General features: G+C 39.8%; 27 protein-coding genes and 1 pseudogene. 18 read left to right on the top strand and 10 right to left on the bottom strand.

What is annotated here, in order from left to right:
• Window positions 1-41 precede the first annotated feature (41 nt).
• The 5 genes from KME09_04815 to KME09_04795 all read left to right on the top strand — a co-directional run bounded on the left by KME09_04815 (window position 42) and on the right by KME09_04795 (window position 6,220).
• Complete coding sequence (locus KME09_04815; GenBank protein MBW4533238.1) at window positions 42-1,388, top strand: GAF domain-containing protein; 1,347 nt, start codon at window positions 42-44, stop codon at window positions 1,386-1,388.
• Between the two features lie 140 nt (window positions 1,389-1,528).
• Window positions 1,529-1,993, top strand: coding sequence for a response regulator (locus tag KME09_04810; protein ID MBW4533237.1), 465 nt, complete (start codon window positions 1,529-1,531; stop codon window positions 1,991-1,993).
• Window positions 1,994-2,094: 101 nt separating this feature from the next.
• A complete protein-coding gene (locus KME09_04805) occupies window positions 2,095-2,559 on the top strand; it encodes a response regulator (protein MBW4533236.1) in 465 nt (154 codons plus the stop codon).
• 3 nt (window positions 2,560-2,562) lie between these two features.
• Window positions 2,563-3,756: a response regulator gene (locus KME09_04800; GenBank protein MBW4533235.1), complete on the top strand. Its 1,194-nt coding sequence runs from the start codon at window positions 2,563-2,565 to the stop codon at window positions 3,754-3,756.
• A 451-nt stretch (window positions 3,757-4,207) separates the two neighbouring features.
• On the top strand, window positions 4,208-6,220 hold the full coding sequence (locus tag KME09_04795; protein ID MBW4533234.1) for an NAD(P)H-quinone oxidoreductase subunit 5: 2,013 nt from the start codon (window positions 4,208-4,210) through the stop codon (window positions 6,218-6,220).
• Between the two features lie 154 nt (window positions 6,221-6,374).
• Here the strand turns inward: KME09_04795 and KME09_04790 are convergent, their stop codons facing one another.
• From KME09_04790 to KME09_04775, 4 genes are all read right to left on the bottom strand, one after another.
• Window positions 6,375-7,592 carry a DUF4336 domain-containing protein gene (locus tag KME09_04790; GenBank protein MBW4533233.1) on the bottom strand — a complete coding sequence of 406 codons (1,218 nt, stop codon included), beginning with the start codon at window positions 7,590-7,592 and terminating at the stop codon, window positions 6,375-6,377.
• 198 nt (window positions 7,593-7,790) lie between these two features.
• Window positions 7,791-8,336 carry a hypothetical protein gene (locus KME09_04785; protein ID MBW4533232.1) on the bottom strand — a complete coding sequence of 182 codons (546 nt, stop codon included), beginning with the start codon at window positions 8,334-8,336 and terminating at the stop codon, window positions 7,791-7,793.
• 239 nt (window positions 8,337-8,575) lie between these two features.
• A complete protein-coding gene (cls, locus tag KME09_04780) occupies window positions 8,576-10,015 on the bottom strand; it encodes a cardiolipin synthase (GenBank protein ID MBW4533231.1) in 1,440 nt (479 codons plus the stop codon).
• Between the two features lie 15 nt (window positions 10,016-10,030).
• Window positions 10,031-10,867: an endonuclease/exonuclease/phosphatase family protein gene (locus tag KME09_04775; GenBank protein MBW4533230.1), complete on the bottom strand. Its 837-nt coding sequence runs from the start codon at window positions 10,865-10,867 to the stop codon at window positions 10,031-10,033.
• A 241-nt stretch (window positions 10,868-11,108) separates the two neighbouring features.
• Between KME09_04775 and ppsA the strand changes: the two genes are divergently transcribed.
• The 5 genes and pseudogenes from ppsA to KME09_04750 all read left to right on the top strand — a co-directional run bounded on the left by ppsA (window position 11,109) and on the right by KME09_04750 (window position 15,812).
• Window positions 11,109-13,640, top strand: a complete 2,532-nt coding sequence (gene ppsA / locus KME09_04770) for a phosphoenolpyruvate synthase (protein ID MBW4533229.1) — start codon at window positions 11,109-11,111, stop codon at window positions 13,638-13,640.
• Between the two features lie 79 nt (window positions 13,641-13,719).
• Window positions 13,720-14,181: pseudogene (locus tag KME09_04765) on the top strand (universal stress protein).
• An 84-nt stretch (window positions 14,182-14,265) separates the two neighbouring features.
• On the top strand, window positions 14,266-14,814 hold the full coding sequence (locus KME09_04760; GenBank protein ID MBW4533228.1) for a universal stress protein: 549 nt from the start codon (window positions 14,266-14,268) through the stop codon (window positions 14,812-14,814).
• 58 nt (window positions 14,815-14,872) lie between these two features.
• A complete protein-coding gene (locus KME09_04755) occupies window positions 14,873-15,418 on the top strand; it encodes a universal stress protein (GenBank protein MBW4533227.1) in 546 nt (181 codons plus the stop codon).
• Window positions 15,419-15,449: 31 nt separating this feature from the next.
• On the top strand, window positions 15,450-15,812 hold the full coding sequence (locus tag KME09_04750; GenBank protein MBW4533226.1) for an STAS/SEC14 domain-containing protein: 363 nt from the start codon (window positions 15,450-15,452) through the stop codon (window positions 15,810-15,812).
• Between the two features lie 156 nt (window positions 15,813-15,968).
• Here KME09_04750 and KME09_04745 read toward each other — a convergent pair whose 3' ends face one another.
• The 3 genes from KME09_04745 to KME09_04735 all read right to left on the bottom strand — a co-directional run bounded on the left by KME09_04745 (window position 15,969) and on the right by KME09_04735 (window position 17,563).
• A complete protein-coding gene (locus KME09_04745; protein ID MBW4533225.1) occupies window positions 15,969-16,565 on the bottom strand; it encodes a GerMN domain-containing protein in 597 nt (198 codons plus the stop codon).
• An 80-nt stretch (window positions 16,566-16,645) separates the two neighbouring features.
• Window positions 16,646-16,978, bottom strand: a complete 333-nt coding sequence (locus KME09_04740; protein MBW4533224.1) for an Hsp20/alpha crystallin family protein — start codon at window positions 16,976-16,978, stop codon at window positions 16,646-16,648.
• Between the two features lie 129 nt (window positions 16,979-17,107).
• Complete coding sequence (locus KME09_04735; protein MBW4533223.1) at window positions 17,108-17,563, bottom strand: hypothetical protein; 456 nt, start codon at window positions 17,561-17,563, stop codon at window positions 17,108-17,110.
• Between the two features lie 698 nt (window positions 17,564-18,261).
• On the opposite strand from KME09_04735, the gene KME09_04730 reads away from it, so the two are divergent.
• Window positions 18,262-19,263: a ferritin-like domain-containing protein gene (locus KME09_04730; protein MBW4533222.1), complete on the top strand. Its 1,002-nt coding sequence runs from the start codon at window positions 18,262-18,264 to the stop codon at window positions 19,261-19,263.
• A gap of 49 nt (window positions 19,264-19,312) precedes the next feature.
• Entirely contained in the window at window positions 19,313-20,068 is a 756-nt protein-coding gene (locus tag KME09_04725; GenBank protein ID MBW4533221.1) for an isoprenyl transferase, read from the top strand.
• 146 nt (window positions 20,069-20,214) lie between these two features.
• On the opposite strand, the gene KME09_04720 is transcribed toward KME09_04725, so the two are convergent.
• Both KME09_04720 and KME09_04715 read right to left on the bottom strand, forming a co-directional pair.
• Window positions 20,215-21,492 carry a DUF3500 domain-containing protein gene (locus KME09_04720; protein MBW4533220.1) on the bottom strand — a complete coding sequence of 426 codons (1,278 nt, stop codon included), beginning with the start codon at window positions 21,490-21,492 and terminating at the stop codon, window positions 20,215-20,217.
• 369 nt (window positions 21,493-21,861) lie between these two features.
• Window positions 21,862-22,236: a helix-turn-helix transcriptional regulator gene (locus KME09_04715; GenBank protein ID MBW4533219.1), complete on the bottom strand. Its 375-nt coding sequence runs from the start codon at window positions 22,234-22,236 to the stop codon at window positions 21,862-21,864.
• Between the two features lie 138 nt (window positions 22,237-22,374).
• Here KME09_04715 and KME09_04710 point away from each other — a divergent pair, with 138 nt between their 5' ends.
• The 6 genes from KME09_04710 (at window position 22,375) to KME09_04685 (ending at window position 25,942) form a co-directional block, all read left to right on the top strand.
• Window positions 22,375-22,965: an isochorismatase family protein gene (locus KME09_04710; protein ID MBW4533218.1), complete on the top strand. Its 591-nt coding sequence runs from the start codon at window positions 22,375-22,377 to the stop codon at window positions 22,963-22,965.
• A gap of 28 nt (window positions 22,966-22,993) precedes the next feature.
• Complete coding sequence (locus KME09_04705; protein ID MBW4533217.1) at window positions 22,994-23,380, top strand: hypothetical protein; 387 nt, start codon at window positions 22,994-22,996, stop codon at window positions 23,378-23,380.
• Window positions 23,381-23,410: 30 nt separating this feature from the next.
• Window positions 23,411-23,893, top strand: coding sequence for a hypothetical protein (locus KME09_04700; GenBank protein ID MBW4533216.1), 483 nt, complete (start codon window positions 23,411-23,413; stop codon window positions 23,891-23,893).
• A 110-nt stretch (window positions 23,894-24,003) separates the two neighbouring features.
• Window positions 24,004-24,240: a hypothetical protein gene (locus KME09_04695; protein MBW4533215.1), complete on the top strand. Its 237-nt coding sequence runs from the start codon at window positions 24,004-24,006 to the stop codon at window positions 24,238-24,240.
• Between the two features lie 6 nt (window positions 24,241-24,246).
• Window positions 24,247-24,552: a helix-turn-helix transcriptional regulator gene (locus KME09_04690; GenBank protein MBW4533214.1), complete on the top strand. Its 306-nt coding sequence runs from the start codon at window positions 24,247-24,249 to the stop codon at window positions 24,550-24,552.
• Window positions 24,553-25,021: 469 nt separating this feature from the next.
• Window positions 25,022-25,942 (top strand): phytanoyl-CoA dioxygenase family protein, encoded by a 921-nt coding sequence (locus KME09_04685; GenBank protein MBW4533213.1) that lies wholly within the window; start codon window positions 25,022-25,024, stop codon window positions 25,940-25,942.
• 418 nt (window positions 25,943-26,360) lie between these two features.
• On the opposite strand, the gene KME09_04680 is transcribed toward KME09_04685, so the two are convergent.
• The coding region (locus KME09_04680; protein MBW4533212.1) for a photosystem II q(b) protein at window positions 26,361-26,533 on the bottom strand (173 nt) is incomplete at its 5' end.

Raw genomic sequence — 26,533 nt, 5'->3', positions numbered from 1 at the left:
TATTTAATAAATCTTTAATCAATTAACTTTAAATCTCTTTAATGGTATTTCCAGACGTTTTAGCCAACATAGCTCTGCGTATTCGTCAGTCTCTAAACCTAGACCAAATTTTGCACACTACTGTGGCAGAGGTGCGTCAATGGTTAAACTGCGATCGAGTTTTGATCTATCGCTTTAACCCCGATTGGAGTGGATTAGTAATGGTAGAATCCGTTAACAATGAGGCATGGTCAATTATGGGCAGAGTCATTGCCGATCCCTGTTTTCAGCAAGGTTGGCTAGAACCTTATCGTAACGGCAGAGTTGCCAGTACAGAAGATATTTATCTCAAGGATCTGACTCCTTGTTATGTGGAATTTTTAGAACAATATCAAGTCAGGGCTAACTTAGTTGTACCGATCTTACTTTCTATAGACCAATCAGAAATATCATCCCCAGCTCCTCATCTTTGGGGATTAATGATTGCCCATGAATGTTCTCAATCTAGAAAGTGGCAGCCAACTGAAATTGATTTTTTGCAGCAATTAGCCAACCATGTAGCGATCGCAATTCAACAATCTGTACTATTTGAACAACTACAGCATTCTAACCAAGCCTTAGAGGAGTCAAAAGCCAACTTAGAGCAGCGAGTTAGCGATCGCACTGCTGAATTAGAAAAAGTTAATCAGCAGCTACAGCAATTAAATCAAGAATTACTTTCCTCCAACCACGAGCTAGAACAGTTTGCCTATATTGCTTCTCACGACTTGCGAGAGCCTTTAAGGATGGTCACCAGCTTTACCCAACTACTTTCCAGACGCTATTCTGGGCAACTAGACGCCGAAGCCGATAAAATAATTAGCTTTGCCGTTGATGGTGCTGAACGCATGGAAGCTTTAATCGAAGGCTTGCTAGCTTATTCTCGTATTGGTAGTCAAGGTAAAACTTTTGAGTCGGTAAACTGCGACGAGGTATTAGATCGAGTTTTATCTAATCTTAACCTTGCCATTCAAGAAACCAACACTCAAATAACCAGAAGTCCTTTGCCGACTGTAATCGGCGATGCAACCCAGTTGATTCAACTATTTCAAAATCTGCTCGCCAATGCGATTAAATATCGCAGAGAAGAACCGCCAATTATTGAAATTGGGGCAAAAGCGCAACCGCAACAATGGTTATTTTGGGTCAAAGATAACGGCATTGGTATGGATTCTCAATATAGCGATCGCATTTTTCAAATTTTTCAGCGTCTCCATACTAGGCAAGAATATTCAGGTACGGGTATTGGATTAGCAATTTGCCATAAAATCGTCGAATATCATGGCGGTAAAATTTGGGTAGATTCAACATTGGAACAGGGATCTACTTTTTACTTTACTTTGTGCCCGAAAAAAAGCCAAATTCCCTAGAAATGTATCGGAATTAAGTTTTAAATTAAATTAATTTCTTAAATGTTTTATGATTTAAACATATATAAAAATTATTTTAAGTTTAAATTTTTCTCTAACTATTGAGCTACTGATGATTAAAGTAGAGCAGCTAAAACATCATGGATATTATTCCAATCAAACCTCCAGTCGAGATCCTGTTAGGAGAAGATAATCCAGGCGATGTCTATATCGTTCGTTCTTCTCTAACTGACAGCCAAATCAATCACAATTTTTATCAAGTTGATGATGGAGAGGCGGTAATGGCATATTTACATCAAGAACGAGGCTATCAAAATGTATCTCTTCCTGATTTGATCTTGCTCGATCTTAATTTACCGAAAAAGAACGGGTTTGAAGTTCTCAAAGAAATTAAAGCCGATCTAAAATTGAGGACAATTCCCGTAGTAATTTTAACTTCTTCTAATACCGAAAAAGATATTCTCAGAAGTTATCAACTGTGCGCCAACAGCTATATTGTTAAACCTTCTGATTACTTCGTTTTTTTTCAAGCTATCAAAAGTATTGAGATTTTTTGGTTAAATCTAGCCAAGTTACCACCTAAATTATCGAAAAGCTATGATTAACCCTGTATAAAACGCTTTTGGTTATTTTCTAAGCTAGATACGGGACAATATACAATATAATAAAAAGCTAAACTAAGTTATAAAATTTAACATTAGACTGTATGAGTCTTCGTCAAAGTAACCAAGCTTTTGATATTCTCGTGTGTGAAGATAATTTGGGTGACGTTTATATAATTACTAATGCTCTCCAAGAAAGCAAAATTGCTTACAATCTTCATCATGTAGCCAATGGCGAAGCAGCAATGGCGTATTTGCAACAGCAAGGAGATTATCAAGCAGTATCTCGTCCCGATCTGGTACTCTTAGACCTAAACCTACCTAGAAAACCAGGCTTTGAAGTTTTAGAAGAAATTAAATCTGACCCCAAACTAAAAGCAATACCCGTAATTATTTTGACTTCTTCCAGAGCAGAGCAAGATATTTTAAAATGCTATCAACTTTATGCTAGTTGTTTCGTAACTAAACCTTTTGACTTTGAAGAATTTGTTAACGCGATTAAAAAGATTGAAAATTTTTGGCTTAATTTAGTTCAGTTGCCACCAAAATTTGCTCCCAATGGCAGTTAGTTTATGAATCAAAAACTATTTAATGTCTTATTAGTCGAAGATAATTTAGGTGATGCCTTTCTCATTCAAGAGCAATTTAGAAGTGCCAAGACATTTGAATATTCTATAATTCATGTTGACTATTTAGCCAAAGCAATTGCGTATCTAGAACAATGCCCTTGTGACGTAATTTTACTAGATCTTTCCTTGCCCGATAGTCAAGGATTAGCAACTCTCAAAACTATTGGCAAAAAAGCTGTTCAAGTACCGATCGTTATTCTTACAGGCACGAATGACGAGGAGTTAGCAATTCAAGCAGTTAGACAAGGAGCGCAAGACTATTTCGTCAAAGGACAAGTGATGGGAAAAGTTTTAGTTCATGCTCTGCACTATGCGATTGAGCGCAAGCTGATCGAAGAACAGCTCAAAACTAGAACTTCTCAATTAGAAGCCTCAAATCAAGAATTAGAAGCTTTTAGCTACACAGTTTCCCATGACTTAAGGAACCCTTTAACTGTGATCAAAGGGATGGCTAGACTGCTGAAACACAAATACGATCTTGAACAACGAGATGAACAAGAACAAGATTTTTTAAAACATATCTGCGATTCCAGCGATCGCATGGAGCAAATTATCAAGGATTTACTGATCCTGTCTCAAGTCAAAAAAAGTGAACTGGAGATCAAACCCGTAAATTTGAGCGATTTAGTGAGTGAAATTGGTACTCGCTTGCAACAACAAGCTGTCAGAGAAGTAAAGTTAACCATTCAACCACAAATAATCGCCCTCGGCGATGAAAATCTTTTGATGCACGCTTTAGAAAATTTGTTGCATAATGCTTGGAAATACACTGCCAATGAGCAATATCCTTGTATTGAAGTCGGCGCGATCGATTCCAATCCAGCCGAAGTAAGCAAAACTTTACACACAACTAATACTGATTTAGAAATAATCAGCGATCTGCATCAAAGAAATCGCATCCGTTCAGCCTATCGCAACCTAATTTACTTCATACGAGATAATGGCTTAGGCTTTGATATGAAATCAGCAGAGCAATTATTTACTCCCTTCCATCGTTTAGATAATGCCAAAAAGTTTGAAGGAAATGGAATTGGCTTGGCGATAGTACAACGCATTATCCATCGTCATAACGGCAGAATTTGGGCTGAAGCGGCTGAAGGTAAAGGAGCTACTTTTTATTTCACGTTAGCAATCTAATATTGTTCTGTTAATTACAACGTCCTTACTAGTCGCTATTAGTTGCTCTAAAATTCCAATTAGATGTCTAATACCATTTCTACTTAAACTTGCACTTAACATTTTGATTGTAAATCTCGCGCAAAGACGCAGAGACGCAGAGACGTTTATCCCGCTTAGTTTGAGCGCGAGATTCGGCGAATTTATTTCGCCTTGAATAATCGCGCTGTTGGGACAAAGAATTAAATTTCATTTAGTGCATTTTCATAGAGAGTTGGTATAACGGCGATCGCACTTTTACAAAAAATAGTAATAATGACAATGTGAGGACGTTTCTTTACTAAGATCTTATGATCCAAATAACTAATAAAGCATCTCCATCTCTAAATAGATCCTTAAGTAATCGTATATGTCACAATGATTAGCGTTAATCATATCTTGTAGTTAAGCAATTTATATATTAGATATAAACATGGAACCGCTTTATCAATATGCTTGGCTAATTCCCGTTCTGCCTTTGTTAGGGGCAATGATCGTGGGAATTGGTTTAATCTCCGTCAACAAGGCAACCAATAATCTCCGTCAAATAGTCGCTGTCTTCATCGTTTCCATTCTTGGCGCGACGATGGCGATGTCTTTTGCCATTCTGTGGAGTCAGATCCACGGACACGAAGCCGTTACCCGCACGATCGAGTGGGCTTCAGCGGGAGACTTTCATCTATCAATGGGCTACACGATCGATCATCTTAGTGCCATGATGCTGGTGATTGTTACCACCGTAGCTTTCTTGGTGATGATTTATACCGATGGCTACATGGCCCACGATCCAGGCTATGTCCGCTTTTATGCCTATCTGAGTATCTTTAGCTCATCGATGCTGGGACTAGTCATTAGCCCTAACCTAGTCCAAATCTATATCTTTTGGGAATTAGTCGGGATGTGTTCCTATCTCCTGATTGGTTTTTGGTACGATCGCCAACCCGCAGCCGATGCTTGTCAAAAGGCATTTGTGACGAACCGCGTTGGTGACTTTGGGCTATTGCTTGGGATGCTGGGACTTTACTGGGCAACAGGTAGTTTTGAATTTCAGGTAATGGGCGATCGCCTAGGGGAGCTGGTTTCCTCTGGTGCGATTAGCGCGTTTCTAGCGACCCTATTTGCCATCTTAGTATTTTTGGGGCCAGCAGCCAAATCAGCTCAGTTTCCCCTGCATGTGTGGCTCCCAGACGCTATGGAAGGCCCTACTCCTATCTCGGCGCTAATTCATGCTGCCACCATGGTTGCTGCGGGGGTATTTTTAATTGCGCGGATGTATCCCGTCTTTGAGAATGTGCCTGCTGCCATGACTCTGATTGCTTGGACGGGTGCGTTTACTGCCTTTTTAGGCGCAAGTATTGCCCTAACCCAAAACGATATTAAAAAGGGTTTGGCATACTCCACTGTTTCCCAGCTTGGCTACATGGTGATGGCAATGGGAATTGGTTCTTATAGTGCTGGTTTATTCCACTTGGGAACTCATGCCTACTTTAAAGCAATGCTGTTCCTTTGTTCTGGTTCAGTCATCCACGGTATGGAAGACGTGGTGGGACACAATCCAGTATTAGCCCAGGATATGCGGTTGATGGGGGGCTTGAGAAAGTATATGCCCATTACTGCGGGAGCTTTCTTTATTGGTAATTTAGCTATCTGCGGAATTCCTCCTTTTGCTGGTTTCTGGTCTAAAGACGAGATTCTGGGACAGGCATTTGAAGCAAACCCTGCTCTTTGGCTTGTGGGTTGGGCAACCGCTGGTTTAACCGCCTTTTACATGTTCCGTATGTACTTCATGACTTTTGAAGGAGAGTTTCGCGGTAACAATGCAGGAATCAAGCAACAGCTAATGGGAGAAGCTGGTTTGGCCTTTGGCCCAGGCGCTATGGATACTGATGAAGGTCATGGTCATAGCAAGTCTCCCCATGAGTCACCTCTGACAATGGCGCTACCGCTATTAGTATTAGCCGTCCCCTCTACCTTAATTGGTTTGCTTGGTCGCCCCTGGAATAATTACTTTGAAGAATTTATTCATGCCCCAGGCGAAATTATTGAAGCTCATGTCTTCGACAAAAGCGAATTTATTACCATGGCAGGGTTATCTGTAGCGATCGCCGTAACAGGAATTATCGTTGCCATACTCATGTATCGGACTAAAACGATCGATCCCAGCAGTATCGCCAAAAAAGTACCTACGCTGTATCGCTTCTCCCTGAACAAATGGTATATAGACGATCTCTTTAACAAAGTATTTGTCACAGGCATTCGTCGTATTGCCAGACAAATTATGGAAGTTGACTACCGTGTTGTCGATGGAGCAGTTAACCTAACTGGTTTAGCAGCAGTTCTCAGTGGTGAAGGGTTAAAATACCTAGAAAATGGCCGCGCCCAATTCTATGCCCTGATTGTGTTTGGCGCAGTTTTAGGCTTTGTTTTAGTTTTTAGTGTGGCTTAAAGTGTTTTAAGCTTTTAGCTTTTAGCTCTTAGCTCTTAGCCTTTTAATCAAAGTTAGTTGTTACAACTCATCTTTATTTTGTTTTCAAGCGATCGCTCTTTATAGTAATAGAAGGCGATCGTTTTCCTATTTCTTACTTCCTACTTCCTATTTCCTATTTCCTACTTCCCAATAATGGCTGTGGAGGAGGGACAATCCCAGGTTTATAGAGCAAAGCATCGATCTTTTTCAGGGTGACTAAATCAGCTTCAGGTAACTTATCTGGACTATCTGCCTCCAGAAAATTAAAGGCACGACGAAACTCTGTGGGGGTAGCCGTCACGGGAGCCGTAAAATGACAGGGAATGACCCGTTTAAAATTCCAGCTAGCAACTTTATCTGCCCATTCTAGGGTTGCTTTTGGGGCGCGATTAAGAATTAGAGTCTGTAAGATGGGGGCGACTAATAACCGACCATCTTGGCGCAATTGAGTAAAAGCCTGTTGCCAATTAAATCGCCACTGAAAAGGAAACAAACCCCAGTAGGCTTGAGGTGATTTATTAGGCGATCGCCAAGCATCTTGGAAGATCTTACCCAAAGCAGGTACATCCAAGACGCTAGAGCGAAAATACATGGCGAATAAACAAATTCTCTGCCAACCCTTGAGGCGATTTTCAGGCGTATCTGTGATTTTTTCTCGACCATTTTCACGGGCATGAAACAATAAGGGAAACAGATCTTGCTCGATGATTTCGGGTGGGCGATTGGGAATTGAGACAATTGTATCTGTTACTAACAAAGTTTGCGATCGCTTATGCAAAAAAGCCACTTCCTCAAATTGACCCAATCTCAGGTCGATATCACCTAAAATAGCGTAATCAAACTCATCAGCAAAGGGGGTCTGGCTACTGTCAGCAGGTAAGACTTGGGTGCGTTTAGCGGGAAAACCCAGCCAGCTTAAGGGTAAATTGACGGGGAAACTCCACTGTTTTGGCGCTACAAATACCGTTGCCTGGGCAAACTGGCGCGCAAATGGGCCAACAAAATATTTATGCTCTAGTCCAGAGATAGTGGGCAAGATGATGTATTTCACCTCTCCATGCTCTACTACTAACTCTTGCACCAAATCAATACACTGCTTGGTAGGGGCAACAGGAGCATATACCAGTAATCCTCCTCGATCTAACCTAATCACGGTCATGCGAATTGGTACTACCACATAAAAAATGCCCTGTAGCTGATCGAAAGTCCAAATTGTGTTGGGTAATATTTCTCGCCGAATTGTACGTCGCTTACTGTAGGGATAGATCGGCACGTTTGCCCAAAAACGCCAATCATACTGGCTATCCTCAATCTGATTGTGACTTAACTTACTTTTTGATAGTTGACTCACTCTAACTCCCTCTTCTCTCCACCCGATGCACAAATTTTGTTTGTTTACATATTCTCGCTGAAAATTGATTTTCGGTAAATTAGGAAATTGAAATAGGAAATAGGAAATAGGAAATAGGAAAGCGATCGCTTTAACATAAAGGATCAAGGCTTATAGCTTACAGCTTTTTGACAACTCGGAACTCGCGTTAATCAACGGTTAAGACAAGTTGAGTTTTAACCAAGGATATTTTTCTAAATCCTGACGAGTCCAGCAGGAGAGTCCAGCCTGTTGAGAGATGGTTTCTACAGTTACGATCGCTTCAGGATCTTCAAAGCTAATCTCCCCTGGGTTGCCTATTTTTTCCAGTTCTTGAAGGATGATGAGATCGAGATGATTTTCTTCTTCGTTACCATCAATTACATCTTTTAAACCTTTGCGGTGCATTCTGACATAGAATTTTTTTCCTGCTAAAATTGGTAGCCATTGCAGAATCACTTCTCTGGCTTTGGTTTCAAACTCTGCCGCCGATGGAAAAGAAAAGGTTGAGGTAACAGGTACAATTCGAGAGGCTACTTTGGCTAAACTAGGATCGCTTAATACTTTACTGTTAAAGTGATCTAAAAACTCAGGAATACTATTCACTTTCATCAGCAATATATTCTCAAAATCACTCTGAAAAACTGTGCCGAATTCTTCAAATAATAAATAGGCTCTGCTAAAGCTATGTTCGTGTACGTCAATTACTATATTCCAATCAAGCATCGTATTTTTCCTGAATTTTTCTGAATTTCAAATTATATTTAAGCCAGTTCTTTCAGACTCCTTTTCCAGATAGAGCAATACTAGAAAATGTTAGGAAGTTTTTTTTACTACTACCTGTACGGGCGAACGGCCGTTCGCCCCTACCTACTACCTACTAGCCCGCTCTATTATTGTTAGCTTAATTTAAAATTTTGAGGAATTTGTGAGTTGGAGCAAGTAAAAAAACTAGAACTCCCAACTCATAAAATTGGTGCGAGTAAGCGAGATACCCTTGCAGCTAGCTTAAACCAGAATGACTTTTGCTCATAGGCATCAAGATTGACCAAGCCAGATGAGTTTAAGTCTTGTTGTAGCATGGTTTCAACGTTATGGATAAACTGAGGCTCAATCGAAAAGGTCATCACCTCAAAATTGAGAAAGAATGAGCGATTATCTAGGTTGACCGTACCTATGCCTGCCAGGTCATCATCGATTAAGATTACCTTCTGGTGCATAAATCCAGAGCAATAACGATATAGCTTAATTTTTACGGCTTGAAGCTCTGTATAGTAAGAAAAAGAACAGAGATAGGCGGTTAAATGGTCGGGGCTACTGGGTAAGATAATTCGTACATCAACACCCCGTAGGGCAGCTAGTTTGAGGGCATTGAGAACCGAGGCGTTAGGCACAAAATAGGGACTGGCAATCCAGATACGGGTTTGCGATCGCTCGATCAAACTAAGCCAAAATAAATTACAATTATCTAGCCGATCGGCAGGCCCTGTGGGTAAGATTAGTGCTGTTTGACTGTCTTCGGCTGGTTGTACTTGCCAGTCAACTTGCGGGATTTTTCTAGTTACCCAATACCAGTCTCCCAGAAAGACACTCTGCAAACATTGCACCGCTGCGCCTTGAATCTTGAGGTGAGTATCGCGCCATGAACCAAAACGAGGATTTTTGCCTAAATATTCATCGCCAATATTTAAGCCCCCCATAAAGGCTATTTTGCCATCAATAATTAAGATTTTACGATGGTTGCGAAAGTTAATTCTAAAGCGGTTGCCTTTTCTTCTGGTGCTACCAAAACCAGCAACCTCGATGCCGTTACGTTGTAGCAATTTGAGATCGGTACGAGAGAGTTTGCGCGAGCCAATTTTATCGTAGAGTAGGCTAATTTTGACCCCTTGACTAGCTTTATCGATCAGAGCCTGTAAGAACTTGTTACCAATGCGATCGCTATGAATAATATAGGATTGCAGCAAAATATAGTCTTGAGCTTGGGCAATCCCTGCTAACATTGCCTCGTAGGTTTGTTGACCATCAATTAATAGTTCGAGCTTATTGGCTGTAGTAAAGGGTAGGAAAGTAAATACCTCCACCAGTTTTTCCATGTCTGACAATTTAGCTGGCAAGAGGGCTTTATAGTCTAAAATTGCGCCGTATGCCTGACTGACTAGTTTATGTTTCTCTAAATAAGCATTCTGTAAAGCGGTGGCATATTCCTGAAACTCGTTCTTGCCTAAAATCCAATACAGAGGAATCGCTACCCAAGGAAAAGTAATCGCTGAAATTCCCCAGGCGATCGCTCCACGGGATGAACGCACCACCATTACTGCATGGGCAGCCGTAATAATTCCTAACCCATGGGCAATTATTGTCGCCAGGCTATAGATGGAAACCAGATTAATCCCTAGCAGCATATATTTTAGAGCAATCTAAAGACAAAACTCGACTAATAAAGGATTATGGTCTGAAGAAGTAATCGTATCAATTACTTTAGCACCAGTAGTTTTCTGTTCAAGTCCGCGATAAAAAATGTAATCTAAAGGAGGAGAGAGCAAAAAGCGTTTAATCTTTTGCGCTTCCAGAAAGGGAAATTTAACGGGAGTCAAACCCAATCCAGCGGTCATTTGTAATAAAATTAGCCAGCGCGATCGATTCCAGGTATTGAAATCTCCTGAAAAGATTACTGCCCCTGGATGTTGCCCGATAATTGTCTCGATCGCTTGTAATTGTGCTTGAAATTTGCTGGTTTCGACAAAATTAATCAAGTGGGTATTAACTGCCAAGAGAGTACCTGAACCGTTACCCAAAGAATATTCGACAAACAGAGAAACCTTGGGAGTATTAGTTACGGGTTCTTGGTGTTGGGTAATTATTGCTTGACTCTTAAGGCGATCGCTTTTAGTCGCCGTCAGAACTCCTGAATAACTGTTATCTAAGGTATCAATTAGGTTAGGGGCAAAACTCCAACCCATTGATGCCAGTTCGGGAATTTGCTGTTTGAGCGCACAAAGACGTACTTCTTGCAGAAAGATTTGATCTGGCTGATGCTGTTCGACTATGGTGAGAAAATCATCGCTCCAGACGCGATTATGATTGTTTTTGGCAATATTCCAACTTAAAACCTTGATTGAATTGGAATTTGAACCGACTGGACGAGGATGAGGATGAGTGCGATCGATCGTGCCTTGTGCAACCTTAGCAAACCGATGAGTAGGGCTAAGTTGCTTCAGACATGATAGTGGGCTTTGTTCTTGTAACTCGAACATTAATTATGGGTTGTTTAACTTAAAGCTAGTCTAACATCCTCACAAGTTCCTCAAAGTATTAATCTACAACAGAACTATCAACTTTAAAGCATTACAGATGATGTCAATGCTCGAAAGTTAGAATTCAACAGTGAGCAATGATCGCTGATCACTGATCGTTGAAAAGAGGTCTTAAACCTGATTAATCAATTGTTCAATGTTCAATGTTCACTGCTCATTGATAAAGGGAGAAGTAGAATTTATGGTCGTCACAGCAGATCGTCGCAGCAGAACCATACAAGATAAACAAAAAGCTTTGATTCTCTGGTTTGAAGATGTGGGTATGTCAGATGTTGCTCTTGTGGGTGGAAAAAATGCCTCGTTGGGGGAAATGATTCAGCAGTTAACACCTCAAGGAATTAACGTACCAGGAGGTTTTGCGACTACTGCCTATGCCTATCGCTACTTCATCGAACAGGCAGGATTAGAAACCAAGCTGCGTCAGCTATTTGCCGATCTAGACGTAGAAAATTTAGACAGCTTGCGATCGCGTGGTCAACAAGCCAGAGCATTAATTCTCAATACCCCATTTCCCCCAGAATTAGATACAGCGATTACCGCAGCCTACAGCCAGCTATGTGAGCAATACAAAATCGACTTTTCCTACTGTGACCAATTTACAGGAGCAGAAAAAGAAGTTTGCAAACAGTATACCTATAATGTGGATGTAGCAGTTCGTTCCTCTGCCACGGCTGAAGATTTACCCGACGCTAGTTTTGCAGGACAGCAAGAAACCTATCTCAACGTTCACGATCTTCAGTGCGTCCTCGAAGCCTGTCACAAATGCTTTGCTTCTCTATATACTGACCGCGCTATTTCCTACCGCACAATTAGAGGCTTCGATCATTTTGAAGTAGCTCTTTCTGTTGGTGTGCAAAAGATGGTGCGTTCAGATTTGGCAACTTCTGGTGTCATGTTCTCGATTGATACGGAAACAGGTTTTAAAGATGCAGCGTTAATTACTGCGGCATACGGTTTGGGAGAAAATGTTGTTCAGGGTGCAGTAAATCCTGATGAATATATTGTTTTTAAACCAACCCTCAAACAAGGCTATCGTCCCATTCTGGATCGGCGTCTTGGTAGTAAAGAAATTAAGCTGGTGTACGACGTAGGCGGTAGTAAACTAACCAAAAACGTACCCACATCTCACTTACAAAGAGCTAAATATGCACTCAATGAGGCTGAAATTCTGCAATTAGCTCAATGGGCTTGTCAGATCGAAGATCATTATTCCCAGGTGCGTAATGTTTACACGCCAATGGATATCGAGTGGGCAAAAGATGGGCTAACAGGAGAATTATTTATTGTTCAAGCCCGCCCCGAAACCGTCCAATCCCAGAAAACGAACAATGTATTGCAGACATATAAATTGAACGTGGGGTCGTTTCAGGAAAGGGCGTTTCACGAAACGCCCCTACTAACCACAGGCAGATCGGTGGGGGAAAAAATTGGTGCAGGCGTTGCCAGAATTATTTTAAATGCCAGTGATATCGACCAGTTTCAACCAGGAGAAGTATTAGTTACCAATAAAACCGATCCCGACTGGGAACCGATCATGAAACAAGCCAGTGCGATCGTCACTAACCAGGGTGGTAGAACCTGTCATGCTGCCATCATTGCCCGTGAAATGGGTATCCCTGCGATCGTCGGCTGTGGTAATGCGACTAATAAGATTCAAACAGGACAGGATGTCACCGTATCTTGCGCTGACGGCGAACAAGGTAAAGTTTACGCTGGTTTAATTCCGTTTACTGTGGAATCAATTCAGCTAGATCATCTGCCTCAAACCAAAACCCAAATTCTCATGAACGTAGGCGATCCTGAATCAGCCTTTGGGTTGTCAGCTTTGCCCTGTGACGGTGTGGGTTTGACAAGGCTTGAGTTTATAATTGCCAACCAAATTAAAATTCATCCTTTAGCTTTAATTAAATTTGACCAGCTCAAAGATCCTGCCGAAAAAATGGCGATTGTTCGTCAAACAATTCACTATCCCAACAAGCCTGATTTCTTTGTCGATAAACTAACGCGGGGTATTGCTACCATCGCCGCAGCATTCTATCCCAAGCCTGTAATTGTGAGGATGTCAGACTTCAAGAGTAACGAATATGCGAATCTGTTGGGTGGAAAGCAGTTTGAACCCCAAGAAGAAAATCCGATGTTGGGCTGGCGGGGTGCAAGTCGCTATTACGATCCCCAGTATCGTGCTGCTTTTGCGCTCGAATGTCAGGCATTCAAGCGGGTGCGAGATGATATGGGCTTAACTAACGTCATTCCCATGATCCCCTTCTGTCGTACTCCCGATGAAGGACGTAAAGTGCTAGAAGAAATGGCTAAACACGGACTAGTGAAAGGTGAAAATGGCTTGCAAGTATACGTCATGTGCGAAATTCCTAGCAACGTTATGCTGGCTGCCGAATTTAGCGAAGTCTTTGATGGTTTTTCGATCGGCTCAAATGATCTAACTCAGCTCACTTTGGGACTCGATCGCGATTCAGCTTTGGTGGCACATCTATTTGACGAACGTAACCCTGCTGTAAGAGCCATGCTGACTATGGCGATCGAGATCGCCAAACTGAAAGGACGTAAAATTGGCATCTGCGGTCAAGCACCCAGCGATTATCCCGAATTTGCCGAATTTTTAGTCACGCAGGGAATTGATTCTATCAGTCTCAATCCCGATTCGATACTTAAAACTAGGTTAAAAATAGCCGAAGTTGAAGGAAATATTAATTAGTTGGCATTGGTTGCTAGAAGTCAGCATTTGACTCTTATCTACTAACTACTAACTACTTACAAACAAGGAGTTGCCGCTCATGATTAACAAAATTCTGATAGCAGTAGACCGTTCTCAAAACAGCAAGTCTGTCTTTAGCACAGCAGTATCTTGGGCAAAAATAACAGGGGCAAAGTTAATGTTGCTCCACGTTTTATCTGTCAAAGAAGAGGATCATCCTCTCGCCCCAGCTTATACTTACTATCCCATTGTGGAAAACCGCAATTATGAAACATATCAAAAAGAATATGCTAAGTACGAACAACATGGAATTGAATTTCTTAGAAATCTGACTAGAGAAGCAACAGCAGCAGGAGTCCAAACTGAATTTACTCAGTTGGGAGGAAATCCAGGACGAATGATTTGCGAATTGGCAAGCAGTTGGTCAGCAGATTTAATTCTCATTGGCAGTCGGGGACTAACAGGCTTGAAAGAAATGTTTCTCGGCAGCGTAAGCAACTATGTAACCCATCACGCACCCTGCTCAGTTTTGATTATTCGTGCTGACATTAATTCTAATTCTCAATCTAACCAAACTTTTTCAGATGAAGAAGCAGCAGATATTCAGTTAAGAAGAGGTGTTCTAATGATTAACAAAATTTTAGTAGCAGTAGATTATTCTCAAGCAAATCAATTGGTTTTTGATTCGGCAGCATCTTTAGCAAAAACTGTGGGAGCAGACTTAATGCTACTCAATGTTTTAGCTGAAGACGAACCAAGTTATCCCGTCATATCTAACTATGACTATTATCCAGTTTTAGATAGTTACGATTACGAATTATCTAAGAAAAAATTTGCTGATTATAAACAACAAATAATTAATTTCTGGTCAGCAAAAGTAAAAGAAGCCACCGCAGCAGGAATCAACACTGAATTTACGCAGTTAACTGGTAATCCAGGACGGGCGATTTGCGAATTAGCAAGTACTTGGTCAGCAGATTTGATTCTCATTGGCAGTCGGGGACTAACAGGCTTGAAAGAAATGTTTCTCGGTAGCGTCAGTAATTATGTGACTCATCATGCACCCTGTTCAGTTCTAATCGTCCGAACTCCCCTTGATTCTAAATTTGCTCAAGCAATGGCTAAATCAACAAAAGCAGATCCAAAGCAAAAACTTCAGACTTTTAAACAGTAAATAATGTTCGTTGATATCTGGTTTACTTCTTAATTTACCGTTAGCAAAGGTTAGTAAAATGTTCAAGAAAATTTTAGTGGCAATTGATTATTCAGCAGGCAGCAAACAAGTTTTTGAGACAGCTTTATCTTTAGCCAAAACCAACCAAGGAAATTTGATTTTATTGCATGTTTTGTCTGTTGATGAAGTCGATCCGACCATGCCTCCCTATCTAATACGCCATAAAGATCGTTGTATTCATGTCGATTCTTGGATCATGCGCCAAGCAAACGAAATATACGACCAAGAATGCTTTAATTTTCAACAAAAAGGCATCAAGTTATTGCGTTCTTTTACCGAAAAAGCGATCGCAGCAGGAGTCTCAACTGAATTTAGTCAGATTACAGGACATCCCAGTTCGACTATCTGTGAGTTCGCCCATTCTTGCCACGCGGATGTAATAGTCATGGGTAAACGAGGGCATCAAGGCTTAAAATCAATGTTTTTGGGTAGTGTCAGTAACTATGTCATCCATCATTCTCCTTGCTCGATCTTACTTGCTCAGGCTCCTGTTTTAGAAAATTCAACCTTACCAAAAGGCATTAAAAATCAAATTTATGCCTGATTTTATTTCCCTAACCTAGGAAAATCAAGTTATGACTATCAAACTTATTCCCCATAAACCAGACCATATAATCGGTTTAGAAATTGATGGCTGGATCGACGCAGAAGATCTCGATCGCATCGTCGAGCTGATTGAAAAAAGGCTCAATACTGGTGAGAAGTTAAGAATTTATGCTGAGATCAATAATTGGTCAGGAATGTCTTTGGTCGCTTTTATTAAAGACCTCAAATTCAGCTTGCAACATTTAAAAGATTTTGAAAAAGAAGCGATCGTAAGCGATCATCGATGGCTAGAAGGTTTAGCTGCACTAGGCAATACTCTATTTTCAAGTATTGAGGTCAAACATTTTACCCCAGATGAAACAGAGCAAGCTTTGAAGTGGGTTAGTAGTTAGTCACTATAGCCGTACAAAATTAGATTAGGACATTAAGAGTAATTGACTCGTAAGTAGAAAATAGGAAGTAGTATTTCAAAGATATCCTAATATTTTTACGTAGGGCTATAATAGCTAGCTTAACCAATCAATTGTTTTAACCCGAACTGAGGTTAATTATTCTGCTAAGAAATCTTGCTTGAATTGTTGTCTGGTCAGAGGATATTCTAAAATCAATCCTTCTCCTCCTAAAGGATAGTTATCGTTGAGGGGTTTTCCCGCAATAGACAAAAACACTGGTGCTTGAGGATTGATGCTGGTAGCAGTGTAAAGAATTTGAGCTACTCGATAAATCATCGAACTACTACCGCCACCTTGAGCAAATTCTGGAGATAAATCTACATATATACCTTGTTTGTTGGTATGTAAATTGAGTAACCGTGTTTGCTGAGGAATTGTCGTAGTAGGATCGAAAGTTGGAGACTGAGCTAATAATTTTTCCAGTGCTTGCTTGAGGGCAATCTCAGGAGAAGCCACACGAGTTTGAATGGTTTCTGGGATCAAGCGAATATGATTATCGACTATTTCTAATCGATACATCTGAGGACTAAACTTTGCTGCTTGTATTTCCTCTACAGCAGGTGATTTGATTGAAGTTGGCAGAATTACTTTGGTCAACGCCCGCAGAACAGTAATTTGAGCTACTCCAATTAATAACAGAGAAAATCCTATTAGTATTGGTGTTAAATTAAATGATCTATCATGTACTTTCATCGTTTAGACCTCAGACTTCTGAAGTTCACAACTTCCTCACTATTCATGGCGATCAGATGAGGCGATCTGATTGCTATGTGCTAGCTTCTGACAAAGTTGGCTGTATTTACTTTCGGCATAGTGATCGTTAAAACTCCATCAATCAATTCAGCTCTAACGTAGTTTACTTGAACTGATTTTGGCAGGGGAACACTACAGTCAAGCTGCCCATAGTGAAGTTGAGAAGGAATTAATTCTTGTTCAGTTGAGGACTTGTGATGGTTATGAAGTCCCGAAATTGAAATTAATTCTGGATCGGCGCTGATGTTTAGGTGTTTGATTTCAACCCCAGGGATTTCTGCCTTGAGAATTAAATCTTTTTCAGTCTCATTCAACTCAATCGCTGGACACCAAGTTTTACTAGCTTCTTCCATTACACTCATCTCCTACTCTTAATCTAAGTAATTTATCAAATTAATTTTGCTTTGGTATTGATAGGTTAGCAATAAAGTTTGAAGAATTTGTGAAGACAAAAATACTAAATTTCTCTCAGTAATTTAAAATCAATCTTGTAAACATTTTTCACAAATTACACTACGATACATTTCGCCTAAATGAGCAATGACATCAATTAGAGTGAGGCGAAAGTCACTAAGATAGTCAATATGCAGTCCTTCAAATCTTAGTTGGCGTTCTAAGTTTTCAATTAATTCTAGGTGAATCTCGACAACTTTATTCATTGGTAAGTTGACAAAGAAAGCTTCTTCTACAAAACGATCTATTAAACTATTCGTATTGTTTTCAGGAGAAAAATAATCAAAGAGAATTTGAGAGTAGATTAATTTTAGCCTTTCTAGTAATTGTTTTTGATCGCAAACAGACAGATGTTTAAAAAATCCTTGGGAATCTCGGTTGAAGTAGACATCTGAATATTCTAATCGTTCATTTAGCTTAGAATTTAAACGATTTTGCTGCTGTTGATGTCTTTCAATTTGTGATTCATTGATAGTTCTATGCATGAACTTAGCTTTTCCTCCAGGATTTTAAACATGAATAATTGCTAACTTGCTAAGACAGGTTTTTTCAATCTAGAAAAGCTAGTTGATAAATTAATAATTTTGAAAGCTGACTGATGTTTTGTGTCTTTGAGCATTTCTACATTTGGCATTTCTGCCCAGCAGTGTCGGCAGAACCAATACTCGCGATTATTACCAAAATGATGTAGTAATGGTGTGGAGCAACAAGGACAGCTATTTGAGTTTTCCATAATTATTTAAACCAAGTTTTTTACAAAAGTATTAAGTGTATTTGATATTTATTTGATATTTAATTATGAAAATACTAGATTATAAGTAGAATTGAAGTAATAACAGAGTATCTTATAAGTCTGTTGAGTCAATTTTGGGCTAGTAATTAGGCGGCATAATTTTTCCTCGCTTCAATCTGATCTAAATAATAGTTTTTAAATTTGAAGAATTTGTGAGGATCTTCAATCAAACCTCAAAAATATTAATTATTTGTAGTAAAGATTTATGACAACTATAAAATAATGAGTATTCCAATAAAATTATTGAGTATTACAATAAATTTTGACTTGCCGACTTTTTCCGCCTCACAACTCCCGACTTTTTCCGACAGACAAACTACGGGAATTTACTTAAGCTAAATTTCAAGTAAGTAAAACAGAGTTTTTGAGGAAATAGTCAGCAATAAGTCTATGTATCAACCAGCAATCGATTTAGCGGGAGAAGTTTGTTTTCGTCCTAATTTTTTTCAGACCAAAGTTAGGATTAATTATTTAATCGAGCGATATTTAAGTTGTCAAAAATTAGGCGATCGCCTAGAGGATTTACCCCAGCAGTTTCTCAATCCACAACCCCGTAAATGGTCTAACATCAATTGGCAAGATATCCATCCAGAACAAGTTATTGGTCTAGAATTGGATATTTTTTTGTCGATTATTAAAGGTGCGTTGGACACGGAAGCACCCATCAGAGAATATACCCAAACTAGTAGACAGTATCTTGAACCAATTCATCCCAGTATGGCGCGGTTAGTGGGGGGAATAGTCGCAGATGATGGCACAATCATTGAATTAGGCTTGTGGGAAAAAGAAGAGCGTCAACACACTCCAGCTTTAACCAAGCTCTATCAAATGCTAGCAACTGAATCAATTACCCCTCAAGTACAAACTGCCAAAAGCTATCAAGCCTGGACAAATCCCTACCAAGATTTATATCAACACGGTTTACATCGGGTGATCACAGAATATGGTGCAGCCTGTTTATACCTGTGGCTGATGTCTCACACAACAGGAACAACCCAACAAGTCTTGAGTGAATTGTTACAGGACGAAGTTAATCACCTGGCAAAATTCTGGGGAATGGGAATGTGGCTCTATCCCGATGGTACAGAACAGTTAATTTGCTATCTTCTTAGCCAAATTCATACTATCTTGCCTGTATCCTATGAATCAACAATTAAATCTCCAGCGGAGATCAAATCTACGTTTCAACGTATGATGTCTATTTTAAATTGGCAATCTTGGTCAGTCTTATGTCGAGGCGAATTGATTTACACTTTTATTTGGGTTTTAAAACGAATGTGGTATTGGAGTAGTCAATTAACTCCAGAATATTTGCACTCGTGCTGTGCGACTCCAGATTTTTTCGGGAACAATAGTGTTGAATACAATCAGCCTAAAGTAATCATTTTCTAAGTAGCAACTTCTTATTTAGTTTAATCGTCCTTAACTTAAAATAATTTCTATGACAGCTCAATTAGTAACTAATCTATTAACCCAAACTAACCAAACTAACCAAGCTAAATTGCCGAACCACGTTGCTGTAATTATGGATGGTAATGGTCGCTGGGCAACACAAAGGGGTTTACCGCGCATTGAAGGACATCGCAGGGGTGCTAATGCCCTGAAGGAGATGTTGCGTTACTGTAAAGATCTAGGGGTAAAAACTTTAACTGCTTATGCTTTTTCGACGGAAAATTGGGGTCGCCCCACAGGAGAAGTTAACTTCTTGATGAGCTTATTTGAAAGGCTGTTGCAGAAAGAATTAAAGGAGATGGAAGCAGAAGAAGTCTGCATTAATTTTATTGGAGATTTAACGCCTTTACCCTCTTCCCTACAACAGGAAATGTATCGCTCAATGGAGCGGACAAAAAATAATCAAGGCGTATTTTTTAATGTGGCAATCAACTACGGTAGTCGTCACGAAATGATTCATGCCTGCAAAGCGATCGCTGAAAAAGTCCAGCAGGGTGAACTATCTGCCGACTCTATTAATGACCAAATTATCTCTCAACATCTCTATACTGCTGCTAGTCCCGACCCCGATCTCTTGATTCGTACCAGTGGGGAAATGCGCTTGAGTAACTTCATGCTGTGGCAGCTAGCCTACACTGAAATCTATGTGACCGATACTCTCTGGCCAGATTTTAATCATGAGCAGTTTGATCGAGCTATAGTCGCTTTTCAACAGCGCGATCGCCGTTTTGGTCAAGTCAAGTAGTTACTCTAGAAAAATGCGATCGCTCATCGTCTTCTAGCTAAAAATGTTCGGTTTTGCGTAAACAAACTGTAACTCCGAACTTGCGTTATCAGAGGATTGGCTTTCTGCATTCGGCTGAGGTACCCCAATCTTGAAATCTTAACGTTTTAACGAATAAGTGCTTCGTCATGGTGATGCTGGCGTAAATGCTCCCCTAAAGAGTTATGATCCCAATCATTAGTTAAGTCTCTAAATGAGGCATGTACGTGGTTGGATTCTACTTCACTGGAGACGCCAAAAGTGTCTGACTGTAACAGCTCAATCAAATAGCGATCGCTCTGAATACGAAAATAAAGAGCCGCTCGATCATCTTTCTTATTACCAAACCACCAAACGCGTGAGTTAGCTAAGTTGGCCTTAAAGTCATCTATATTGATATTTTGGCTTGCCTGTAATTGTAAAAACTCCAGGGCAAATTCATAAAGTAAGTCTTGTTGCAGAGGACTTAAATTGGCAACGGCGATGCCCACCTTCTCATTCTTTAGATAACTTGAGGCGTCTAGCGGAACATCTGTACCGCCAGCTAAAACAACATCGGGCAACGCTGACCACTTGCCAGGCTTGAGAGTTGAAGCATCTAAAGCATTTAAGAATGAACGGGCTAGCCAAGCTTCGCGATTGAGCGATTGCTGACCTTCTTCCTGGTACCATCGAGGATAGGCAGTCTGCCCTTCTGCTGTTTTTGGACTTGCTGGAACGATCATTGGACTAGAACCAAAAAACATTGGTGAAGTCCCTACCTTATGCTGCGAACCTTCACCCCCAAAAGTCAGATTCAAACTAAGATGATGACCTTCAAAGCGTAGCCCCCAGGGGTGCATGGAGGCAGGCTGCCCAAAGAAAGCGATATAGTAATCAGGAGCAGCGCGCTTTGGCGGTGGCGTCCATTCAGGAACCAAAGGACTCCCCACTGTGGGATATTTCTTAGGATCAGCGCGATGGGCATTTTCCATCTCTTCGACAAGCCATTCGCGATTCATTGTTTGAATAGCTCTCGAATAGCCAGAACCACTAAAGCTTTTCATCAACAGGTTGTTTAACGCTATTTTTTGCGTTGAATTGAGCGCTGACATTTTTAAGCCGACAAACTCGTCTTTACATCGGGCGAGTACATAACAAAAGGATCGGGTGCGAAAGGGATTATCAAAGGGAACAACTACAGCGGCGCGTTGGGTTTTGTCAAGCGTTGCTAAAAAACTTTTAATTGATTCGCTAAGTTCTAGATAACGCACATCTTGAAGCGATTGTCTTAGTGCCAGATTAGAATTATTGAAAACGCTACGAGTTTTTGGAAGAACAGTTGACTGAGAACTAGTGTCAATAGCTTGCTGGGCAGAATAGCTAGAGCGGTTGAACTGTTCTTCTAATCGATCACTACCAATCATTGATAGCACAGCGGTTAAGCAAAGTAGAGCAGTCAATTTTGGGAAAAGCTTTTTTTTCATTGGTGCAGCCAACCTTTCATAAATTTTATGTTGGAATTATCTCATCACTATGCACTCGTTAAAATGACTCAGGAAAATGTTAGGTTAAACATAATTCACTACGTATATCATGATCTTTGTGCCAAGGCAAACAAAAGCATGAATTAAGAAATATGTGGTATTACCTAAATATAGACAAATGAAAGGCATTATATACTAGCCAAAATCGCCGAATGTATCGTCAAGAATGAGAAAGTAGGAAAAATTGAATCGCCGTTTTGGTCAAGTCAAGTAGTTACTATAGGAAAATGCGATCGCTTCACCATAACTTCATTGCTTTTTTGCCTCATCATAAATTGCTCTTGCAGTTTCCACTTGCTGAAAATTATCCGTTGACCAATCACAAAGAGCTTTCAATACTTCATTGAGCGTTTCACCCAGCGGAGTCAAAGAATACTCCACCATTGGCGGTACAACAGGATATACCTGGCGATGCACTAGCCCATTTCGTTCCAAATCTCTCAGTGTCCGAGTCAGCATTCGCTGTGAGATATTGCCGATTTCCCTTTGCATTTCTCCATAACGTTTTGTCCCGTGAGAAAGAATATACAAAGCTGCAACAACCCACTTATCCGCGACCAAATCGAGAGTCTGACGCAGATAAGGATGTGAATCTAAAACATTATTTGAGCCTTTGATAGTCATAGCTGGGAAGTTTATACATACAAATATGTATGTATAGCATTTTTATGTACGTACTTGCGCTTTTAACTGTTAAGAATCGATAATCAAAACATTCAATCATTTGCAAAACACAAAATACAAAACCGATAGGAGAAGGAAATGAGTAGTATCTTCACAGCGGAAAACTCAGCATTGTTATTAATCGATCACCAGATTGGCACAATGAAATTGATCCACAACATACCTCTAGAAGTGGTTAAACGAAATACTCTAGCTCTGGCAAAGACAGCGAAAATTCTCAACATTCCCGTGATTCTTACTAGTAGTCAAGAAGAAAATATTCAGGGTGCGCTCTTACCAGAATTAGCTGAGATTCTGCCAGCAGCTTTTGAAACTCGCATCAAACGCGCAGGTATTGTCAACGCTTGGAATGATCCAAACTTCAAAGCAGCCGTTGAAGCCACAAGACGCAAAAATTTGATTATGGCGGGAGTGACTACCGATGTTTGTTTAGTTTTCCCTGCAATCAGTGCGTGCCAAGAGGGCTATCAAGTTCAAGCTGTAATGGATGCGTCAGGATCACCTTTTGAGCTTTCAGAAGAAATGTCGAGACGACGCATGGAGCGCGAAGGCGTAGTGCTAACGGCAACCAATACAATGATGGCGGAATTAGCACAAGATTGGAGTCGATCCGAAGGTGCGCAATTACAACAAATCTTGTTTCAAGATGTGTTGCCACAAATTGCCTAAAGTTACAAATATATTAAAAGTAAGAAAAATGAGCGATCGCGTTAAAGCCCAAAAAATTATCGAAAGTTCAGGTAATTCCCTACGGATGCAGCTTTATGTTGTAACTTCCATCGCCAAGAACTTAGATTCTGTCAAGCAAAATCTCGTTGAGCATCGAGCCTACTTAAGAGAATTAGAAAACCGCAATGTATTATTTGGCGCAGGGCCACTTTGGACGGATGACGGTCAATATTTTGAAGGAGATGGCTTGTTGATCTACAGAGCCAGTTCAGTCGAAGAAGCCCAAAGTATTGCCCAGGCCGATCCTATGCATAGCAGTGGCGCTCGTACTTTTACTATTCGTCCTTGGTTGCTTAATGACGGTAAGATTACTGTCCAAGTTACCCTGTCAGAGCCTCAGCGAGCTTTGATGTAGTGGAAGCAAAGCAAATTAAGAGGAGTTATTATGACGAAGATTTCGACCATCTTTCAAGTGCTAACACTGATTGCCTTGAGTTTGTATTCAGGCGCTTTGTTATTTATTGCTGTTGCTGTCGTTAACTTTTGGCAGGCAGCACAACCCAGTATGTTCTTATCATGGATGAACGAGAACTTTTTTCGATTTCCAACTATCATGATTCCCTTAAATATGGTGTCATTATTAATGCTGATTGTAGCCTTAGCGACAGCATGGAAGTCATCCCCTAGCAGCCGATTGCCGTTAATTTTAGGCTTAATTTCTCTGTTTATCTGTACAATTACTTTTCCCATTTACTTCGCTGGTGCAAATGCAGAGTTTTTGAGTCAGACTATGGATCTTGGTGACATCTCGGAAAAAATAGTAATTTGGTCAAACTGGCATTGGTTCAGAACTGGACTGGCAATTCTATCCATTGTTTTTGTGAGTTGGGCGCTACTAAATCAGGGTAATGAAGTCGCTAAAGCCTAATAATAATTCTGCAAATTTTTCAATGATCGTGTTGACTTTTAAGCGTAAAAAGCGATCGCGTTAAGTTAAGTTAGGATGATTCAGTCAAAATTACAATAGGTAAGTTACAAATGGGCTATGTTCAAGAACTTCGCTCACTAGTTGGGCATCGTCCCTTAATTATTCCTGGAGCTGCTGTTCTGATTGTCAATCAACAAGGTGATCTGTTGCTTCAGCACCGTAAAGATAATCAGCTTCTCAAAAGTAATAAGAAACTTAGTAGTAGCGCGTCTAGGCTAAAATATTGGGTTCATTTAAGTAGCGTGGGCATTGCCCACACTACTACTATTGATGGAATATGGATTTGAAAATTAATTGGGTGGACGGCATTAGTTATTTTGTCACTGTCGAGAAATACCAGAAGATATGGCGAATTACACCGTGAAATTGGGGGAGTGTCGCAAAAAATGTTAACTCAAACCCTGCGCAATCTGGAAAACAGTGGACTGATTCATCGCCAGGTTTATCCAGTTGTACCGCCAATGGTGGAATATTCTTTGACTCCCCTAGGAAAAACACTTGTCAAACCACTTAAAACCCTTTGCAATTGGGCTTCAGAGCATTTACACGAAGTGGAACTTGCCAGAGCAGAAGCAATTGATAGCAAAAAACTTGATTGAGTTATAACCATCTTTTACCTGGTGGGATTGTTATTTTAGGTAACCTAACTAAGTTCAGTAACTAATAAAATTTTCAACAATAGCTAATTACTATAGTTACTGTTGAAATACTTCTGATCTTGCTAATTTGGAATTAATCAAAGAAGATTCTTTTAACTGTAATTTTTCTAGCTAAATTCGATTAATGCCTAACCTAAACTATTTTTGGCTTAACCGAAAAATAAAATATTGTGTCATTTATGTTATTATTGATATTGATTATTAATAATAAGCGTCAATTTAAACAGTTTTTTGTATATCTGATTAAATAATTTAAATTAAATTTACTCTCAATTGAGATTAGTTATTAATATTTAAATTTAAAACTTTCTTTCTGTTCTTGAAGTTTACTTTGCAAGAAAAAGTTCTTGTGCCTGCCAATAGTCTTTAACATAGTACAGCTAATTTATACAACTAAAATTTAAAATTAATGACTAATAAAACTTTAAATTTATTGTTATCATTTGCTAACGAAAATAGACAATTAAAAAAATTTCATCTTAATGAAAAGCAGCAGCAACTTTTACCATCAGTAGAGGATCTTAAATTCTTCCAAGAACATGGTTGGTTTGTTACCCCCAAAATCCTTGCCGAAGATTTGATTGATGCTTTATTTATTGCCAGTGAAGAATTATATAGTGGCAACAAAGATGCGGAAATACCGATCGCAGGTTGTAGAAATTGGCAGCCAGGAGATCGCTCAGCAGTACGTAACAATGAATATATTTCTTTCCAAAATCTAGCTTTTAGGCAACTATCTTTACAACCAATCATTGGCGCGATCGCAGCTAGGTTAATGAATACCGATACAGTCAGATATTTCCAAGATCAATTAGTCAGTAAAGAACCTAATCAGCCAAATACGACAAAAGTTGGCTGGCATACAGATTGTTCTTATCATTCAAATTGCACTTCTAATAAATTACTAACAGCTTGGATTCCTCTTCATGATGTTACCGAAGAACAAGGCCCTTTAGTAGTGATCGATCGCAGTCATAAATGGTCAAAAACCGATCAAATGCGAGGTTTTAACTATGATAACCATGCAGAAATTGAGCGAGAATTTAAGCAGCAAGGACAAGAATTTCACAAAATTCCCATAATACTCAAAAAAGGACAAATTAGTTTTCATCATTCCTCCTTGATTCATGGCAGCTATGAAAATCGCAGTAAAATCATGCGTAGGGTAGTAGTAATGAACGTCCAAGATGGTGAAAATCGCTATCAAACCTTTTGGAACAATGGCAAACAAATCCATCACTTTTTAGATAGTTTATGTCGTAAACAAGCCAATGGACTCCCTGACTATACCGATCCTGCGATTTTTCCCATAATTTGGTCAGAAAAATGAACAGATCCAACTCCTATATCTGAGCTGATAATATTTAAAAAAATTAAACACTTATAGCGATCGCCATAAGTGTTTAAGCAGTATGCAGTATATGTTGGAGAAATACAATCTCAATCAAGCTTTATTTGATATTTATTTGACGTTTAACCTTTAGTTTTATCTGTGCGAACAGGAATAGGAATTAATTCTTCTTGCTCAACGATAGAAGGCTTTTGTTCTGTAATAACTGTGACTGCTATTAAACAGATTAACAATAGGGAAGTTAGAAACATGATTATTTATTCTCGTTGAATTTTGGTGGTAGGTTTAGATTCATTGACTCATTGCTGTCTTAAAAATAAAGCGCCCCTTCTAAACTAGAGAGACGCTTTATGCTCAACTATTGATTATCTTGTTACCTGTGTCTCAAGTTTCGGTATTAACCGTTGATAGCAGGAGCAGTTAGTGCTACAGGAGCAGAGTCACCACTAGCAAGGTCAAGAGGGAAGTTGTGTGCATTACGTTCGTGCATTACTTCAAAACCTAGGTTAGCTCTGTTTAAGATGTCTGCCCAAGTGTTGACTACACGTCCTTGTGAATCCATTACCGACT

The sequence above is a fragment of the Pleurocapsa minor HA4230-MV1 genome (assembly GCA_019359095.1).
GTDB classification, from domain to species: domain Bacteria; phylum Cyanobacteriota; class Cyanobacteriia; order Cyanobacteriales; family Xenococcaceae; genus Waterburya; species Waterburya minor.
Note: the sequence above shows the minus strand (reverse complement) of the source record. Positions and strands in the feature narration are given on the sequence as shown.